At 69.4% G+C, this 18,426-nt stretch carries 14 protein-coding genes; 6 read left to right on the top strand and 8 right to left on the bottom strand.

The genetic code is table 11. The annotated features are described in order from the left end of the window. Nucleotides 1–113: 113 nt before the first annotated feature. Nucleotides 114–1,460 carry an ABC1 kinase family protein gene (locus J2850_RS10895; RefSeq protein WP_209981486.1) on the bottom strand — a complete coding sequence of 449 codons (1,347 nt, stop codon included), beginning with the start codon at nt 1,458–1,460 and terminating at the stop codon, nt 114–116. A 552-nt stretch (nt 1,461–2,012) separates the two neighbouring features. On the opposite strand from J2850_RS10895, the gene J2850_RS10890 reads away from it, so the two are divergent. From J2850_RS10890 to guaB, 4 genes are all read left to right on the top strand, one after another. Next, nucleotides 2,013–3,254 (top strand): ABC transporter substrate-binding protein, encoded by a 1,242-nt coding sequence (locus J2850_RS10890; protein ID WP_209981484.1) that lies wholly within the window; start codon nt 2,013–2,015, stop codon nt 3,252–3,254. A gap of 196 nt (nt 3,255–3,450) precedes the next feature. After that, nucleotides 3,451–4,461 carry a Ppx/GppA phosphatase family protein gene (locus tag J2850_RS10885; protein ID WP_307354387.1) on the top strand — a complete coding sequence of 337 codons (1,011 nt, stop codon included), beginning with the start codon at nt 3,451–3,453 and terminating at the stop codon, nt 4,459–4,461. Between the two features lie 54 nt (nt 4,462–4,515). Next, nucleotides 4,516–5,223, top strand: a complete 708-nt coding sequence (locus tag J2850_RS10880) for an RlmE family RNA methyltransferase (protein WP_209981480.1) — start codon at nt 4,516–4,518, stop codon at nt 5,221–5,223. Nucleotides 5,224–5,331: 108 nt separating this feature from the next. Beyond that, on the top strand, nt 5,332–6,810 hold the full coding sequence (gene guaB, locus J2850_RS10875; RefSeq protein WP_209981478.1) for an IMP dehydrogenase: 1,479 nt from the start codon (nt 5,332–5,334) through the stop codon (nt 6,808–6,810). 97 nt (nt 6,811–6,907) lie between these two features. On the opposite strand, the gene J2850_RS10870 is transcribed toward guaB, so the two are convergent. Continuing rightward, nucleotides 6,908–7,426: a hypothetical protein gene (locus J2850_RS10870; protein ID WP_209981476.1), complete on the bottom strand. Its 519-nt coding sequence runs from the start codon at nt 7,424–7,426 to the stop codon at nt 6,908–6,910. A gap of 187 nt (nt 7,427–7,613) precedes the next feature. Between J2850_RS10870 and ligA the strand changes: the two genes are divergently transcribed. Together ligA and J2850_RS10860 are read left to right on the top strand one after the other, a co-directional pair. Further along, a complete protein-coding gene (gene ligA / locus J2850_RS10865; RefSeq protein ID WP_209981474.1) occupies nt 7,614–9,980 on the top strand; it encodes an NAD-dependent DNA ligase LigA in 2,367 nt (788 codons plus the stop codon). A gap of 217 nt (nt 9,981–10,197) precedes the next feature. Beyond that, nucleotides 10,198–10,617, top strand: a complete 420-nt coding sequence (locus tag J2850_RS10860) for a bacteriohemerythrin (protein WP_209981472.1) — start codon at nt 10,198–10,200, stop codon at nt 10,615–10,617. Between the two features lie 265 nt (nt 10,618–10,882). Here the strand turns inward: J2850_RS10860 and lpxC are convergent, their stop codons facing one another. From lpxC to murB, 6 genes are all read right to left on the bottom strand, one after another. After that, nucleotides 10,883–11,818: a UDP-3-O-acyl-N-acetylglucosamine deacetylase gene (lpxC, locus tag J2850_RS10855; RefSeq protein ID WP_209981469.1), complete on the bottom strand. Its 936-nt coding sequence runs from the start codon at nt 11,816–11,818 to the stop codon at nt 10,883–10,885. 390 nt (nt 11,819–12,208) lie between these two features. Then, nucleotides 12,209–14,068, bottom strand: coding sequence for a cell division protein FtsZ (gene ftsZ / locus J2850_RS10850; RefSeq protein ID WP_209981467.1), 1,860 nt, complete (start codon nt 14,066–14,068; stop codon nt 12,209–12,211). A 123-nt stretch (nt 14,069–14,191) separates the two neighbouring features. Next, nucleotides 14,192–15,466, bottom strand: coding sequence for a cell division protein FtsA (ftsA, locus tag J2850_RS10845; RefSeq protein ID WP_209981767.1), 1,275 nt, complete (start codon nt 15,464–15,466; stop codon nt 14,192–14,194). A gap of 97 nt (nt 15,467–15,563) precedes the next feature. Then, the gene (locus J2850_RS10840; RefSeq protein WP_209981464.1) at nt 15,564–16,526 is read right to left on the bottom strand and encodes a cell division protein FtsQ/DivIB; all 963 of its coding nucleotides are present in this window, start codon (nt 16,524–16,526) and stop codon (nt 15,564–15,566) included. Continuing rightward, nucleotides 16,511–17,458 carry a D-alanine--D-alanine ligase gene (locus tag J2850_RS10835; RefSeq protein WP_209981462.1) on the bottom strand — a complete coding sequence of 316 codons (948 nt, stop codon included), beginning with the start codon at nt 17,456–17,458 and terminating at the stop codon, nt 16,511–16,513. Before J2850_RS10835 ends, J2850_RS10840 begins: the two co-directional genes overlap by 16 nt. Beyond that, nucleotides 17,455–18,405, bottom strand: coding sequence for a UDP-N-acetylmuramate dehydrogenase (gene murB, locus J2850_RS10830; RefSeq protein WP_209981460.1), 951 nt, complete (start codon nt 18,403–18,405; stop codon nt 17,455–17,457). The genes J2850_RS10835 and murB overlap by 4 nt, the downstream gene beginning before the upstream one ends. Nucleotides 18,406–18,426 lie beyond the last annotated feature (21 nt).

Below are 18,426 nucleotides of genomic sequence, written 5' to 3'. Positions count from 1 at the left end.
AGCTATAGACCGAACTGCGGGCGGAAGGGAAGGGGTTGGGCGGCGCAGACTTATGCCCCCTCCCTGACCCTCCCCCGCGTTCCGCGGGAGTGGGGGGCTGCCGCGGCGGGTGCTCACTCCGCCGGCGGCAAGCCCTGCGCCGCCAGCGCCGCGCCCTGCCGCGCCGCCAGCGCCTCGACGTCGAAGTCGCGGATCAGGCCCTGGAACATCTGGTACCAGTTCAGTTCCGCCTTCAGGTGCAGGAAGACCGACCCCAGCCCGACGGCGGCGCGGTCCATGAAAACGAACTCGCGCGGGATTTCGACGCCGCCGACACGCCGCAGCTCGGCATGGACCTTGCCGGCCGTCTCGCGGCCGTAATGACCGCCGTTGGTCTCCTCGATCCGGCGCTGGCGGTCCTCCATGATCGGCGCATAGACGAAGCGCGCCCAGATGTTCAGCACGTCGACGAGGTCGTTCGACGGGTTGACGAAGCCCCAGGTGCGGTAGGCCTCCACCGCCTGCTCCCGATTGTCGGTGCGCAGCGCGTTGTAGAGGTCGATCACGCCCTTGACGAAGCTGGGCTTGAAGACCCGGATGCAGCCGAAATCCAGCAGGTTGATCGAGCGGTCGGGCCGGACCGTGTAATTGCCCAGATGCGGGTCGCCGTGGATGACGCCGTAATTGTAGAAGGGCACGTACCAGGCGCGGAACATGTTCATCGCCAACTCGTCGCGGGCCTCCGGATGCTCGGCGACGAAGTCCAGGATCTTGCGGCCTTCGACCCAGCCCATGGTCAGCAGCCGCTTGGTCGACAGCTCCGGCACCACGTCCGGCACATGGACGCCGGGCGTGCCGTCGAGCATGGCGCGGTACAGCCGGGCGTGCTTGGCCTCGCGCTCGTAGTCCAGCTCCTCGCGCAGGCGGGCGCCGATCTCCTTCTGGATCTGGCGGGTGGAGATGGCGCTGTCCGCCCGCTCGAAGATCGCGAAGATCAGCCCGAGCTGGCGCAGGTCGGCCTCCACCGCCGAGGCCATGTCCGGGTATTGCAGCTTGCAGGCGAGCAGCCGTCCGTCCGGTCCCACCGCCCGGTGGACCTGTCCCAGCGAAGCGGCGGCGGCGGCGGCGTGCTCGAAGCTCTGGAACCGCGACTGCCAGTTCGGCCCCAGCTCGCTGGCCATCCGCCGCTTGACGAAGGGCCAGCCCATCGACGGCGCGTCGGCCTGAAGCTGCGACAGCTCCTGGGTATATTCCTTGGGCAGGGCGTCGGGGATGGTCGACAGGATCTGCGCCACCTTCATCAGCGGCCCCTTCAGCCCGCCGAGGGCGGCGCGCAGTTCGGCGGCGTGGCGGTCGCGTTCGAGGCGGATTCCCAGGACGCGCTCGCCCGCCAACCGCGCGGCCAGCCCGCCCACGGCGGTGCCGACCCGCGCGTAGCGCGCGACCCGTCCGCCCCATGTGTTCTCGTCGTGTTCCGGCATGCCTAACAGGTGGGTGCGGCCGGGGCGAAAGGCCAGCCCATCCCCCGCAAGAGGAGCGCCGGCGGACCTACCCTGATGGATGCCGCAGCGCAGCGTGTGATTTCCTTGACAGGGCGCCCAGGGAGGCGCACGCTTCGTCTCACAGTAATCAACACCGAGGTGAAGTGAGAGAGCTCAGAAAGGCCGCTTCGTCCAAGCACACAGGCTTGGGCAAGACAGTAATCACCGATGCCAGGGAGGGTGAGTAAGATCATGGCTCCACCGACGCTTACGTGATCATGCCGATCTGTTCGGTCCACACAATTCGGAATACATTCGCCTGATTGGCGACATCATTCGGGCCGTTGATGCCCGATGCGAAAACCCTCGCTTCCTTTGAAGCGAGGGTTTTTGTTTTGCACGGAGCGGGCAGGTGGCCCGGCCAATATGTTTCAAACGATACTGTTTGCGTAAGAAATCAAATCCCGTTATCCACGGGAATGGCCGCAGCGCCGTGCCGCGGTGGCCGGGTGCAGCCGGCGGCCATCCAAGAACGAAGACGGGAAGGATTGCATGGGCCAGTTCCTGAAGCCGATCGCACTGGCGGCGGCGCTGCTCGCCACGACGACGCTGACCGCCGGGGCGCAGACCGCCCAGCCGCAATCTGGCATGCCGCAGACCGGCAAGCCGGTGCGCATCGGCGCGCTCGTCGACGACGCCGGGTTCGCCTCCGACATCGGCGGCAAGGGGGCGGTGCTCGCCGCCCGGATGGCGGTCGAGGATTTCGGGGGCTCCGTGCTCGGCCGGCCGGTGGAGGTGCTGTCTGCCGACATGCAGAACAAGCCGGACGTCGCCTCCAACATCGTGCGGGGCTGGTTCGACGTCGACGGCGTGGACATGGTCACGGACGTCCCGGTGTCCTCCGTGGCGCTCGCCGTGCAGGCGGTGGCGCGCGAGAAGAAGAAGGTGCTGATGATCAGCGCCGCGACGACGACCGAGCTGACCAACGCCCAGTGCTCGCCCTACACCATCCACTGGGCGGACGACACCGCGTCGCTGGCGGTGGGCACCACCAAGGCCGTGGTGCAGGCCGGCGGCACGAGCTGGTACTTCATCACCGCCGACTTCGCCTTCGGCTCGGCGATGGAGAAGGCCGCGACCGATGCGATCCGCCAGGCCGGCGGCACCGTGGTCGGCAGCGTCCGCCACCCGATGGGCACCAGCGACTTCGGCTCCTACCTGCTCAGCGCCCAGGGCAGCGGCGCCAAGGTGGTGGCGCTCGCCAACGTCGGCGCCGAGACCATCGGCACCATCAAGCAGGCCGGCGAGTTCGGCCTGACCGAAGCCGGCCAGCGGCTGGTCGGCTACATCGTCTTCATCACCGACATCCACTCGCTCGGCCTCGAACTCGCCAAGGGGCTGTATGTGACCAGCGGCTTCTACTGGGACAAGGACGACCGGACGCGGGAATGGGCCAAGCGCTTCTTCGACCGCCACGGCAAGATGCCGACCAAGGAGCAGGCCAACACCTATCTCGCCACCCTGCACTGGCTGAAGGGCGTCAAGGCGGCCGGCACCACCGATGCCGAGGCGGTGACCGCCGCCATGAAGGCGATGCCGACGGACTATTTCGGCACCCCCGGCAGCATCCGCAAGGACGGCCGCGTGCTCTACGACCTTGAGCTGTACCAGGTGAAGGCTCCGGCGGAGAGCAAGGCCCCCTGGGACTACTACAAGCCGGTGCGCAGCATTCCGGCGGCCGAGGCCTTCCTGCCGCTGGAGGCCAGCACCTGCCCCTTCGTCAAGGCGCAGTGACCGGCTTCCCGGCAGACGGGCCTACGGACGGGCCGGCGGCCGGGCCAGTGCCCGGCCGGCCAGCCAAGTGGCGGGTGCACAGGTGACCTGCGAATCGCCGCGCATGGAATCCGGGTCGAGAGGGGTTCCCGCCGGACGGCGATCCGGGTTACACTCCGCTCTTTAGGCGCAGCGGGGAAGGTTCGTGGATCTACAGGTGCAAAGCGATCGGCAGAACGAGACCGGACGGTTGCGTTCGTCGGCGCTGGCGCGCCCGGTCTTCGCCGCCCTCGATCTCGGCACGAACAATTGCCGGCTGCTGATCGCCAAGGCCGCCCCCGGCGGTTTCCGCGTCATCGACGCCTTTTCCCGCATCGTCCGCCTCGGCGAGGGGCTGAGCCGCAGCGACGCGCTCTCTGTCGCGGCGATGGAGCGCACCATCGCGGCGCTGCGCGTCTGCGGTTCCAAGATCGAGCGGCGCGGCGTCACCGCGGTGCGCGCGGTCGGGACCGAGGCCTGCCGCCGGGCCGCCAACGGTGTCGCCTTCGTCGAGGCGGTCGAGCGCGAGACCGGGATCACGCTGGAAATCATATCGAGCCAGGAGGAGGGCCGGCTGGCGCTGGCCGGCTGCGCCGCCCTGCTCGAACCGACCCATCCCTATGCGCTGGTCTTCGACATCGGCGGCGGCTCGACCGAGCTGATGTGGCTGGCGCTGGAGAAGGGACGGCCGCCGCGCCTGCTCGACCAGACCTCGATCCGTTGCGGCGTGATCGGGCTGACCGAGCAGTATGGCGGTCCCAACGTCACCCGCGCCAATTACGACCGCATGGTCGAGGCGGTCGCCGACGCCATCGCACCCTTCGAGGCGCGCAACCGCATCCAGGGGCGGGTGGCCGCCGGCAAGGTGCAGATGCTCGGCACCTCGGGCACGGTGACGACGCTGGCGGGCGTCCATCTCGGGCTCTGCCGCTACGACCGGCGGGCGGTGGACGGCAGCTACCTGCGCGTCGACCATGCCCGCGCCGTGATCGACCATCTGGTCGCGCAGGATTTCGACGGCCGCGCCCGTCATCCCTGCATCGGCCAGGACCGCGCCGACCTGGTGGTCGCCGGCTGCGCCGTGCTCGACGCGCTGTGCGACGTCTGGCCGGTCGAGCGGCTCCGCATCGCCGACCGCGGCCTGCGCGAAGGAATTCTGGTGGACCTGATGGGGACCACCGGCGATTGACCGGCGGCGGGATCCGCTTCCCGCCGGCCGGATGACTGAGGAACTGCAGCGATCATGACCGACAAGACTCCGTCGTCGCGCCCCGGCGGGCGCCGTGCCACGGTCCGCGTGAAGACCGCCGGCAAGCGCACGGAATCCTCCAAGCGCTGGCTGGAGCGTCATCTCAACGACCCCTATGTCGCCGAGGCCACCAAGCGCGGCTACCGCTCGCGCGCCGCCTTCAAGCTGATGCAGCTCGACGAGAAGTTCCGCCTGCTCGGCCCCGGCAAGCGGGTGGTCGATTTGGGCGCCGCGCCCGGCGGCTGGACCCAGATCGCCGTCGAGCGGGTGCAGGTCGCCAAGGATGGCTGGAAGGTGGTCGGGCTGGACATCCTGCCGATGGACCCGGTGCCCGGCGCCACCACCATGCAGGCCGACTTCCTGGAGGACGGCGCCGCGGAGAAGCTGAAGGAGGCGCTGGGCGGCCCGGCCGACGTCGTGCTGAGCGACATGGCCGCCCCCACCACCGGCCACCAGCAGACCGACCACTTGCGCATCATGGGGCTGGCCGAGGCGGCCTACGACTTCGCGGAGGAGGTGCTGGCGCCGGGCGGCAGCTTCGTCGCCAAGCTGTTCCAGGGCGGCGCGGAACGGTCGCTGCTCGACCGGCTGCGACGCGACTTCGCCCAGGTCAAGCATGCCAAGCCGCCGGCCAGCCGCGCCGAATCGTCGGAAACCTATGTGGTCGCCACCGGCTTCCGCGGCGGCAACGTGAGCGACTAGACCGCCTCTCTTTTCGCACTTGCATAACAGATGCTGTGTGCGCACGGGTTCACAAGCCCATGGTCTTGTGTATAAGTGCGCCACGTTTATCTTCCGGGAGATTCACAGATGGCGCGCGACACGAAAATCCGCGAAGCCCTGACCTTCGACGACGTGCTGCTGGTTCCGGCCGAAAGCTCGGTCCTGCCGAACGACGTGGACACCCGGACAAGACTGACGAAGACCATCGAGCTGGGCATCCCGCTGATGTCCTCGGCGATGGACACGGTGACCGAGAGCCGGCTCGCCATCGCCATGGCCCAGGCCGGCGGCATCGGCGTTGTCCACCGCAACCTGACCATCGAGCAGCAGGCCGAAGAGGTCCGCAAGGTCAAGCGCTTCGAATCGGGCATGGTCGTCAACCCGATCACCATCACGCCCGACGCGACGCTGGCCGACGCGCTGCAACTGATGGCCGATTACCGCATCTCCGGCATTCCGGTGGTGGAGAGCCGCGACCAGCTCGGCAGCGGCAAGCTGGTCGGCATGCTGACCAACCGCGACGTCCGTTTCGCCAGCGACCCGCGCCAGCCGGTCAGCGAACTGATGACCAAGGATCTGGTGACGGTCCGCGAGGGCGTCAGCCAGGAGGAGGGCAAGCGCCTGCTCCACCAGCACCGGATCGAGAAGCTGCTGGTCGTCGACGAGGATTACCGCTGCATCGGCCTCGTCACCGTCAAGGACATCGAGAAGGCCCAGGCCTATCCCAACGCCTGCAAGGACGGCAAGGGCCGCCTGCGCGTCGCCGCGGCCACCGGCACCGGCAATGACGGCCTTGCCCGGGCGGAGGCGCTGTTCGACGCCGGCGTCGACGTGCTGGTGGTCGACACCGCCCACGGCCATTCCGCCAAGGTGCTTGAGCAGGTCCGCGCCGCCCGCGCCATGTCCGCCTACACCCAGGTCATCGCCGGCAACGTCGCCACCGCGGAAGCCGCCAAGGCGCTGATCGACGCCGGTGCCGACGCCGTCAAGGTCGGCATCGGCCCCGGCTCCATCTGCACCACCCGCATCATCGCCGGCGTCGGCGTGCCGCAGTTGACCGCGGTGATGGACGTGGTGGACGAGTGCGAGAAGCACGGCATTCCGGTGATCGCCGACGGCGGCATCAAGTATTCCGGCGATCTCGCCAAGGCGATCGCCGGCGGCGCCAGCGTCGCCATGCTGGGCAGCCTGTTCGCCGGCACCGACGAGAGCCCGGGCGAGGTCATCCTGTTCCAGGGCCGCTCCTACAAGAGCTACCGCGGCATGGGGTCGGTCGGCGCCATGGCGCGCGGCTCGGCGGACCGTTACTTCCAACAGGAAGTCTCGACCATGAAGCTGGTCCCGGAAGGCGTCGAGGGCCGCGTCCCCTACAAGGGCCCGGTGTCGGCGGTCATCCACCAGTTGGTCGGCGGCCTGCGTGCCGCCATGGGCTACACCGGCAGCGCCTCGATCGCCGAGATGCGCGAGAAGTGCCAGTTCGTGCGCATCACCAACGCCGGCCTGCGCGAAAGCCACGTCCACGACATCACCATCACCAACGAGTCGCCGAACTACCGCCAGGGCTAAGGAGAGATCGGGGGATAGGCGTCGGCTGACGAATGCCCCCGCCTTAATCCTCCCCCACCCAGCCTCCCCCGCCCAGCGGGGGAGGCTGGGTGGGGGGCTAGCTTGCCACCAGCTTCCAGGGCTGCCAGCCGCCCAGCCGCACGCCGATCGCCAGGCTGGTGAAGGGAATCCGCAGCTCGATGTCCCGCGGCTGGAAGAAGGTCAGCCGCTCCGGCTCGCCCTGGACATCGAATTCGAGACGCGCCCCCTTCGGTTCCGGCGCGTACTCGTCGCTCATCACCTGCCAGATCTCCAGGTCGGTGCCGTGGTTGGTGATCTTGTACTGGCCGCAGCGCCAGGTCGCCGACTCGCCGACGCTGCCTTCCATCACCTTCTTGTCGCCCTCCATCCGGACATCGCCGACGCCGGCGGCCTCGCCCTTCATCGACGGTCCCTGCGTCTCGGCGCGGAACCCCAGCCGCAGCCAAGAGGAGCGGCTGTGCGGGATCATGCGTCGCACCATGCGCGCATCCTCCGCCGCGAAGCGGTCGTGATCGTCGTAGAGGATGCGGTCGAGCGCAGCGGCGACGACCATGCGGTCGTCGATGTGCAGGCCCGGTGCGGCGGTCTTGCTCATCAGGGAAAATGCTCTGGTGGATGTCACCATCAGTATATAGGGAGCCGGGACGGCCGTCGCGGGGGCCGGAAGACTCCCGCTCCGCCGTTCCAGGCGCTATCCTGCGCGGCCCTTCTCCGGAAGCCCGGAATTCTCCCCAAGGCTTCGCCCCCAAGATTCGCCCCCAAGATTCGCTGCGAGACGCGCCATGCAGGACCTGTTCGACACGCCGCCCGATCCCCGCACACTCGACGTCGGGGCGCTGACGCCGGAACAGGCGGAGGCGGAACTGGCGGCGCTGGCCGCGGAGATCGCGCACCACGACCGCCTCTACCACCAGCAGGACCAGCCGGAGATCTCGGATGCCGAGTATGACGCCCTGGTCCGCCGCAACGCCGCCATCGAGGCCCGCTACCCCGACCTTCGCCGCGCGGATTCACCGTCCCTGCGCGTCGGTGCGGCCCCGGCCGCCGGCTTCGGCAAGGTCCGGCACGCGGTCCCGATGCTGTCGCTCGGCAATGCCTTCTCCGCCGAGGACGTGGCGGAGTTTGACGCCCGCGTCCGTCGCTTCCTCGGCATCTCCGACGACCGGCCGCTGACTTTCGTCGCCGAGCCCAAGATCGACGGCCTGTCCTGCTCCCTGCGCTACGAGCGCGGAGAGCTGGTGATGGCCGCCACCCGCGGCGACGGGGCCGAGGGCGAGAACGTCACCGCCAACGTCCGCACCATCCGCGACGTGCCGCAGCGGCTGTCCGCGCCGTTCCCCGAGGTGCTGGAGGTCCGCGGCGAGGTCTACATGAACCGCGACGACTTCCTGGCGATGAACGCCGCGCGGGCGGAGAAGGGTGAGCAGCTCTTCGCCAACCCGCGCAACGCCGCCGCCGGCTCGCTGCGCCAGCTCGATCCGGCCATCACCGCCGGTCGGCCGCTCTGCTTCTTCGGCTATGCGCTGGGCGAGCTGTCCGAGCCGATCGCCGACAGCCAATGGGGCATCCGCGAGCGGCTGAAGGGCTGGGGCTTCCATCTGAACCGTCCGGCCGAGCTGTGCGACAGCAAGGACAAGCTGATCGCCTTCTACGAGGGCATCGGCCGGCGGCGGGCATCGCTGCCCTTCGACATCGACGGCGTCGTCTACAAGGTCGACAGCCTGGATTTGCAGCAGCGCCTCGGCTTCGTCAGCCGGGCGCCGCGCTGGGCCATCGCCCACAAGTTCCCGGCCGAACAGGCGCAGACCAGGCTGAAGGCGATCACCATCCAGGTCGGCCGCACCGGGGCGCTGACGCCGGTGGCGGAGCTGGAGGACATCACGGTCGGCGGCGTGGTGGTCAGCCGTGCCACCCTTCACAACGAGGACGAGATCGCCCGCAAGGACATCCGGGTCGGCGACCTCGTGGTGGTGCAGCGCGCCGGCGACGTCATCCCGCAGGTCGTCGAGGTGGTGCTGTCGCAGCGCCCGGCCGACTCGGCCCCCTACGTTCCGCCGGAGACCTGCCCAGTCTGCGGCAGCCTCGCCATCCGCGAGGCAGGCGAGGTGGTGCGCCGCTGCACCGGCGGCCTGATCTGCGCCGCCCAGGCCAAGGAGCGGCTGCGCCATTTCGTATCCCGCGACGCCTTCGACATCGAGGGGCTGGGCGAGAAGATCATCGAGGAATTCTGGGACGAGGGCTTCATCAGGTCCCCGGTCGACATCTTCACCCTGGAGGGGCGGGTCGAGCTGGTGGGCCGGCCGGGCTGGAAGGAGAAGTCGGTCGAGAACCTGTTCAAGGCGATCAACCAGCGCCGCAACGGCATCGACCTGCACCGGGTGATCTTCGCGCTCGGCATCCGCCATGTCGGCGAGGTGACCGCCAAGTCGCTCGCCCGCCAGTACCGGACGATGGAGGCATGGGTCGAGGCGATGATCGCCGCCGGGCGCGCGATGCCCGGCCAGGAATGGCGCGACCTGCATGAGCTGAAGGGGGTGGGCAAGGCGACCGCCGACGCCATCCTCTCCTGGTTCGTCGATCCCGAGAGTGCAGGAAAGCTCGATTTCTATGCTGGAAACGAGACCCTGCGGCTGGAGACGGTGATCGCCTCGCTCGGAATCAAGGGGGTCAAGAAGCCGGCGGCCCAGGCGCTGGGCGAGCGCTACGGCACATTGGCCGGCTGGCGGGCGGCGATGGAGCGCGCGGTCGGCCAAGCTCCCGGCCAGCCGTGGTTCGACCTGGTCGCCACTCCCGACGTCGGCGAGGTGGCGGCCGAGGAGCTTGCCGGCTTCTTCGCCGAGGAACGCAACCTTGCCGTCGTGCAGGACCTGATGGAGCGGCTGACCGTCCTGCCGGCGGAAGCACCGAAGGCCGGCAACTCCCCGGTCGCCGGCAAGACCGTGGTCTTCACCGGGACCCTGGAGCGGATGACCCGGTCGGAAGCCAAGGCGCGGGCGGAATCGCTCGGGGCGAAGGTTGCGGGCTCGGTGTCCGGCAAGACCGACTATCTGGTCGCCGGGGCCGATGCCGGCAGCAAGGCCGCCAAGGCCAAGGAGTTGGGGGTGGAGATTCTGACCGAGGACGAGTGGCTGGCCAAGATCGGCGGCTGATCCCATCCCCTGCCAAAATGTCGCATCTCCGTCCGGTCGGATTGACGGGCGGCTCCGTCGGGAGTGATATCAGAAAACACTGATGCTGGCCGGCAGCCGGCCGCGGCAGGGAAATCCCAGGACATTCCGGGAAATCCCCGCGTCGCGGCGGCAAGACGACGGGCGGACAACGCCCGCACCCGCCGGCCGGCGGATCACGAGGGGAAAAGGAAACGCCATGGAGCCAATTCAGTGGTCACGCTGGATGAGCGTCGGCAACGACGCGCTCGACGAGGATCACCGCGTCCTCATCGGCATCGTCAACAAGCTGTATGACGAGACCAACCGTGAGGATCCGGTCGTGATCGACCTCATCCTGGACGAACTGATCGCCTACACCCGCGATCATTTCGCCAAGGAGGAGGCACAGATGCAGCGGCTGAACTATCCCACCTTCGCCGCGCACAAACAGCTTCACGACAGCCTGACCCGCCAGGTCGAGGATTATCGCCGCACGGTCCGCGCCAACCGGCAGCGCATTTCGGGCGAGGAGGTCTTCCTGTTCTGCTCCGACTGGCTCGGCAAGCACATCCTCAAGGAGGACATCCGGTTCGGCGAATATGCCGACGGCGAAGCCGAACTCGCGACCACCGGGTAGGGCAGGCTCCCCTCCCGGCAAAAAGTGGATCCGCCCATTGAAAAAAATTATCTAAAATACCGATATAATTCAGAAATACCTCACTTGCACATCGAGATATCGCTGAACGGCCATCACGCCCTGCCCGAAGAGGGGAGGGCGTTTTTTTGTCGCCGGACTTGCGGATAGGGGCAGGGGAGGGTGGCGGTGGACGTGGCGCAAAGAAAATGCCCTCCCCGGGGAGGGGAGGGCAGGGGCAACATCGTTCCGGCAAGGAGGATGCGGATCAGGCCACCGCAAGCTGCTCCAGGCCGCGACGGGCGATCGGCAGGGCCACCGCCGTCTCGTAGCGCCAGGCGCTGCGGTCGGCGAACAGCGCCCGCAGCAACTGGTTGTTCAGCGCATGGCCGGAGCGGACGCCGTGGAAATGACCGACGATCGGGGCACCGGCCAGATACAGGTCGCCGACGGCGTCCAGGATCTTGTGGCGCACGAACTCGTCGGAGAAGCGCAGGCCGTCCGCGTTCATCACCCGGTCGCCGGCGATCACCACCGCGTTGTCCAGCGAGCCGCCGCGGGCCAGACCCATCTTGCGCAGGCCCTCCACCTCGTGGAGGAAGCCGAAGGTCCGGGCGCGGCTGATCTCGTCCTTGAAGCTGTCGGTGTCGATCTCCAGGGCGCGCGACTGGCGGGAAATCGCAGCGCTTTCGAAGTCGATCTCGAAGCTGAAGGTCGTCGCGTCGTCGGGCGTGAAGGATGCGCTCTTCACGCCGTCGCCGATCGCCACGCGTTTCAGGACGCGGATGATCCGGCGCGGCGCGCGCTGCACGGCGATGCCGGCCTGCTCGATCGCCGCGACGAACGGGGCGGCGCTGCCATCCATGATGGGAACTTCGATCCCGTCCAGCGACACCACGGCATTGTCGATGCCGCAGCCGGCCAGGGCCGACATCAGGTGCTCGATCGTGCCCACGGTGGTGCCGTGATCGTTTCCGATCACCGTGCACAGCCGCGTGTCGACGACCGCATCCCAGTGGGCCGGAATGACGGCTGCGGCACCGCGCATGTCGGTACGGATGAAGGTGATCCCGGAGTTCGCAGCGGCCGGCGAAATCGTCAGCGTGACGATGACGCCCGAATGCAGCCCGACGCCGGCAATGGTCGCCGGCTTCTTCAGGGTCTGCTGGAACAGTCCGTCCGCATTGCTACGATTGTTGGCCACGATGTCTTGTCCATCTTGGTCTGAAACGGGCTGGTGTCCGGCAATGCCGCGCCAATGATCTTCGTGCGATCATCGCGCCTGCGGCCTTCGCCTTTGACCATGCTGTTAGGTAACACCGGCGGCGCGAAATCGGCAAATCACTCATTGTTACCGTTTGTTGCAGGGCAAAAGAGGCAGTAATCGCAAATAATCGGGTCGGTAAACCATTGATCCGGCCTGTATCGCCGAAGCCAAAAAAAGCCCCGGAAACGCACGGGGCGTTCCGGGGTCCGAGAAGGTTCGGTCAGGTTGTGGAGCCGTCGGCGTCGCGGTTAGGAGGCTGCGGCGCCGGCGGTTATCTCCGGCTTTCGCCGGGATCCGATTGCCGCCGGCCGGGGCCGGCGGTCGGAATCAGTTCGCCTGGCGGCGGAGGAAGGCCGGAATGTCCAACTCCTCCTGCTCACCGGGCTTGCTCTCCGCGCGCGGGGCCGGGGCCATCGCCTGCGGGGCGGCCGGGTAGCCCACCGGTGCCGGCTGCTGCTGCGGCTGGGCGGCCTGCGGCGCCGGCTGGTAGGCGGCCGGCGCCTGCATCGGCGCCTGGGGGGCCGTCGGGTAGGCCGGGTAGCCCTGGGGCGCCGGCTGCTGCGGGTAGGTCGCCTGCTGCTGCGGTGCCGGATAGGCCTGCGGGGCCGGCGGGTGCGCCGGCTCCGACTTGCGGCCGAGGCCGGTCACCAGGCCGAACAGGAAGTTGCCCTTGCGGGCCGGTGCCGGCTCCGGAGCCGGCACCGGGGCCGGACCGACGGACAGGCCGGCCGGATGGGCCTGGTGGGGCTGCTGGACGGGATGCTGGTGCTGCGGCATCGGGGCGGCCTGCGGCTGCGGTGCCGGCTGAACGGCGACCGGCTGCATCGGAGCCTGCTGCTGCGGGTGCGCCTGCGGATGGACCGGCTGCGGCGCCGAGAGCGGCGCGGCGCCGACGGTGACCGGCTGGCGCGGGCCGGCGTCGGCCGGACGCGGCGCGAAGAAGTGGCCGCCCTGGTTCTCGCCATGCAGCGGGCCGGCGGACGGCTTCGGCGCCTCGCCCTGGGCCGCCGGCTGGGCCGGGTCGTGCTGGATCGCCGCGGCGCCGGCGGTCACCGGCTGCGGATGACGCAGGCCGGCGGCGGCGCTCGGGATGGCGGGGGTGGCGGGAGAGCCGGCGGCGGGGGCGCCGGTCAGGTTGCCGGGGGTGGCCGGCTTCTTGGCGCGGTCGGCCGGGTTCAGCGACAGGCTGACCGGGTGCAGGGTGCGCGGGTTGCTCATCGCCGCGGCGTCGATGCCGGTGGCGACGACCGACACGCGCATCACGCCGTCCAGCGAGCTGTCGAAGGTCGAGCCGAAGATGATGTTCGCGTCGGGATCGACCTCGTCGCGGACGCGGTTCGCCGCCTCGTCGACCTCGAACAGCGTCATGTCGTAGCCGCCGGTGATGTTGATCAGGACGCCGCGGGCACCCTTCATCGACACGTCGTCCAGCAGCGGGTTGGAGATGGCGGCCTCGGCGGCCTCGATGGCGCGGCGCTCGCCGCTGGCCTCGCCGGTGCCCATCATCGCCTTGCCCATCTCGGTCATGACGGACCGGATGTCGGCGAAGTCCAGGTTGATCAGGCCGGGCATCACCATCAGGTCGGTGACGCCGCGCACGCCCGAATGCAGAACGTCGTCGGCCATCTTGAAGGCGTCCGCGAAGGTCGTCTTCTCGTTGGCGATGCGGAACAGGTTCTGGTTCGGGATGATGATCAGGGTGTCGACATACTGCTGCAGCTCGGCGATGCCGCCCTCCGCCAGCCGCATGCGGTGGCCGCCCTCGAAGTGGAAGGGCTTGGTCACGACGCCGACGGTCAGGATGCCGCGCTCGCGGGCCGCGCGCGCGATGACCGGGGCGGCGCCGGTGCCGGTGCCGCCGCCCATGCCGGCGGTGATGAACACCATGTTGGAGCCTTCGAGATACTGGACGATCTCGTCGATCTGCTCCTCGGCCGAGGCGCGGCCGACATCCGGCTTGGAGCCGGCGCCGAGCCCGCGGGTGGTGCCGGTGCCGAGCTGGATGCGCTTCTCGCACAGGCTGCCCTTCAGCGCCTGGGCGTCGGTGTTGCCCACGACGAAGTCGACGCCTTCAAGGTTCGACTTGATCATGTTGTTGACGGCGTTGCCGCCGGCGCCGCCGACGCCGAAGACGGTGATGCGCGGCTTCAGCTCGGGCTCGATCTGGGGAATGGTCACGTTGATCATGGTGTTTTCAGGCCTCCACAACCTGTTTTCGTTGGGTTTGATGTTCGATCGACTGCGGCCGGCGCCCGGTTGTGTCCGGTGGCTGTCCGGCCGGAAATCGGGTGGATGCGGCGGGGGGAATCATCAGAGATTCTCCCGCAGCCACAGGCCGACGCGACCCAGGAGCCCGGTGGACGCGACCGCCTCTTGGCCGGTCACCATCAGTTCCGTCGGGTTGCGCACGGCGTGTAGGAGAAGGCCCGCCACCGTCGCGAAGGCCGGTCCGCCATGGGCCTCGTTGAGGCCGGCGATCCGGGTCGGGCGGGCGATGCGGACCTGCTTGTCCAGGATTTGCGCGGCGAGGTCGCGCGTGTTGGGCAACTGGCTGGCGCCGCCGGTCAGCACGACGCGGCGGCCGACCAGCCGGGCATGGCCGGACTGCTCGATGGCGGCGCGCACCTCCTCGAACAGCTCCTCCATCCGCGCCTGGATGATGCTGACCAGGAAGGAGCGCGGGTGGCTGGCACTGCCGCTACCGCTGCGCTCGTCCTCGCCGATCTGCGGCACCTCGATCATCTCGCGCTCGTCGGCCGGGTTCGACCGGGCGCTGCCGTAGAGCACCTTCAGCCGTTCGGCGTGGGCCAGCGGTGTCGCCAGCCCGTGGGCGATGTCGTTGGTGACGTGCCGTCCGCCCAGCGGGACGAAGCCGGTCCACACCAGGTTGCCCTCGGCGAAGATGGAGATGGTGGTGCCGCCGCCGCCGATGTCGACGCAGGCAGCCCCCATTTCCATCTCGTCCTCGACCAGGCAGGCCAGACCGGAGGCGAACGGGCTGACCACGATCGATTCAATGTTCAGGTGGCAGCGGGCGATGCAGGCGTGCAGCGTGCGGATGGCGCCGGCGGCGGCGGTGACCACATGGAGCTGGGCGCCCAGCGCATGGCCGCTCATGCCCTTGGGGTCGCGGATACCGCGGCTTCCGTCCAGCGTGAAGCCCAGCGGAATGGTGTGGATCAGCGCCTGGTCCGGGCCGGCCTGGAGGGTGCGGGCATGGGCCATCGCCCGGCGGACGTCGCCGTCGGTGACCTCCTGGCCGGAGACCGGGACGGTGGCGGTGAAGGCGTGCGACCGCGGCTGGCCCATCGACAGGTTGACCACCAGGTCGTGCACCGTCTCGCCGGCCATCTGTTCCGCCGCGTGGACGGCGGCGCCGACCGAGGTCTCGGCCGCCTCCATGTCGATGATGGTGCCGGCGCGGATTCCCGTGGCGATCTGGTGGCCGACGCCGATCACGCGGAGGGAGCCGGGCTCCTCCATGCGCGCGATGACGCAGCACACCTTCGTCGAGCCGACGTCCAGCGCCGTGACGATTCCGCCACGGGCCGGCCGCTTCGGCTTCTTCGCGCCGTTCAATCCCATCCCGAACATGCCCCCCAAACCTGCACCCGGTCCTTTCCGCCGCTGTCGTCTGCCGGTGACCGGGGCTTCCCCTCAAGCCCCCGTCACGGATGGTGCCTTATGACTTCTTCCCGGACTTCTTCTTGGCGTCGTCGTCCCAGCCGGGAAGCTGGGCGGTCGCGGACGTCTGGATCGCCGCGCGGTCCGGCTGGCGCAGGTCGATGGCGACGATGTCGCGGTCGAGCACGCGGTTGGCCGTGTGCATCTGCTCGAGCTGGCGCAGCGCGTTGCGCATCTCGCCGGTGCCTTCGGGAAGCCTGACGGTCACGCCGTTGCTGAGCTGCAGGTTCCAGCGGCGGTCGCTGATCCAGCTCGCCGAGGACAGCATCGGCGCGATGGTCGGGGCGTTGTCGAGCGCCGACAGCAGGGTGTGGACCTGCTGGGGCGCGTTGGCGCCGACCACCTGCGGCAGCGTGTCGATCCGCTGGTTGCCGCGGCGGGCGAGTTCCATGGCGTCGGCCAGCGGCCGGCCGGCGCGGTCGATCACGGTGAACTGGCGGTCGTGCTGCCAGATCGCCATCGGCTGGCGCTCCGACAGGCGGATGTAGAGGAAGCCGGGGAGGCGCCGCTCGATCGAGGCGGAGGACACCCAGGGCAGCTCTTCCAGCCGCTGCTTGGCGTCGGCAAGGTCGATGGACAGGATGGGCTCGCCGCGCCGCACGCCGAGCGCGTCGAGCACGGCGTCGCGCTCGGTCTCGCTGCGGCCGACCACCAGGATTTCCTGGAGACGGAAGCCCAGCGAGCCGGTCGCCCGGATCAGCCCGTCCTCGGCGGCCTGCAGGTTGTCGGCGAGGTTGCCGTGCTTCCAGGCCGACCCGGCCGTCGCGGCCAGACCCAGGACCGGGACCAGCATCAGCGCCGACTTGACGGCCGAGCGGGTCCAGCGCGGCCAGGCACGGCGCCGCTTGCCCTTCTCCGCCGACGCGGTCATCGCGCGCGGCGGGGTCGGCATCTCGTCGTCCCGCAGCCGCGGACGGGCGGCGGCGCGGAACTCCGGATTGGCCATCAGGCGAGCTGACATGCGGCATTCTCCACGAGCCAGCCGACCAGCGCGCCGTAGGAGATCCCCACATGCGCGGCCTGTTCGGGCACCAGCGACAGGGGCGTCATACCCGGCTGGTTGTTGATCTCCAGGAAATACAGACCGTCGGTTCCCGGCCGGCTGTCGTCCCAACGAAAGTCGCTGCGCGAGACTCCCCGGCAGCCGAGCGTGCGATGCGCCAGCACCGCCAGCCGCTTCGCCTCTTCCGCCACCGCCTCGGGAACCGCGGCGGGGATGGTGTGGACGGCATGGCCGGCGCTGTATTTGGCGGTGTAGTCGTAGACTTGCGCCTGGAAGGCGATCTCGGTCACCGCCAGCGCGCGGTCACCCATGACGCCCACGGTCAGCTCGCGGCCGGGGATGAACTCCTCGACCAGTGCACGCTCCCCGAAGGTCCAGGCATCGCCAACGGGGCTGTTCTGCCCCTCGCGGACCAGGGTTACGCCAACGGTCGATCCTTCGTCCACAGGCTTGACGATATAGGGCGCCGGCATGGGGTGTGCCCCTCCGGTGATCTCCCCACGGGTCAGCACCACCCCCTTCGGCGAGGGGATGCCGACGGTGCCGAGGACCCGCTTGGTCATCGCCTTGTCCATGGCGATGGCCGACGCCTGCACGCCGGAATGGGTGTAGGGCAGGCCGAGGAATTCCAGGATGCCCTGGATCGTGCCGTCCTCGCCGCCGCGGCCGTGAAGGGCGTTGAACACCACGTCGGGGCGCGGGCTGGTCAGCGCCTGCATCAGCCCGCCCAGGTCGCGCTGCACGTCGATGGCGGTGACGCGGTAGCCTTCCTCCTCCAGCGCCCTGGCGGCGCCGGCCCCGCTGACCAGCGACACCTCGCGCTCGGCCGACCAGCCGCCCATCAGGACGGCGACATGCTTCTTGTGGGGGTGCAGCAGGGCTTCGGTCATTGGGCGGTGCTTCCTTCGGCGGCGGGGATGCCGATGCGCTTGATCTCCCACTCCAGCGTCACGCCGCTGGTCTCGAAGACGCGGCGGCGGACCTCCTCGCCCAGCCCCTCGATGTCGGCGGCGGTGGCGGAGCCGGTGTTGATCAGGAAGTTGCAGTGCTTCTCCGACACCTGGGCGCCGCCGACGGCGAGGCCGCGGCAGCCGGCACGGTCGATCAGCTCCCACGCCTTGCACCCGCCGGAAAGGTCGGGGGGCGGGTTCTTGAAGGTCGAGCCGCCGGTGCGCGAGCGGACCGGCTGGCTGTCGGCGCGCTTGGAGGAGATGTCGGCCATCCGCCGCGCGATCTCCAGCGGGCTGCCGGGCTCGCCGCGCAGCACGGCGCCGGTGAAGATGCAGCCGTCCGGGGCGGCGCTGTGGCGGTAGGTGAAGCCCATGCCGGCGTGGCTGAACTCCAGCCGCCGGCCGTCGCGGCCGACCGCGCTGGCCGAGACCAGCACATCGGCGAGTTCGCGGCCATAGGCGCCGCCGTTCATGCGCAGGGCGCCGCCGATGGTGCCGGGGATGCCCGACAGGAACTCCAGTCCCTCGATGCCGGCGTCGCGGGCGACCGTGGCGACGTTGAGGTCGAGGGCGGCGGCCCCGGCCGCCAGTGTGGTCCCGTCCGCCGCGATGTCGGCGAAGCCGCGGCCGAGGCGGATGGTGACGCCGGGAACGCCGCCGTCCCGCACCAGCAGGTTGGAGGCGACGCCGATCACCGTCACCGGCACGTCGTCCGGCAACGCCGCCAGGAAGCCGGCGAGGTCGTCGGCGTCGGCCGGGCGGAACATCACCTCCGCCGGGCCGCCGACGCGGAACCAAGTCACCGGCGCCAGCGGCGCATCGGCGCTCAGCCGGCCGCGCACGGCCGGCATCCGCTCGATCAGGTGGCCGTGGGGCATGCCGGTCATCGGAGTTACTGTCATCGGGGC

Origin of the sequence: Azospirillum picis (assembly GCF_017876115.1) — a bacterium.
Classification (GTDB): domain Bacteria; phylum Pseudomonadota; class Alphaproteobacteria; order Azospirillales; family Azospirillaceae; genus Azospirillum; species Azospirillum picis.
The sequence above is the reverse complement of the archived record's forward strand: the minus strand, read 5'-3'. Positions and strand labels throughout refer to the sequence as shown.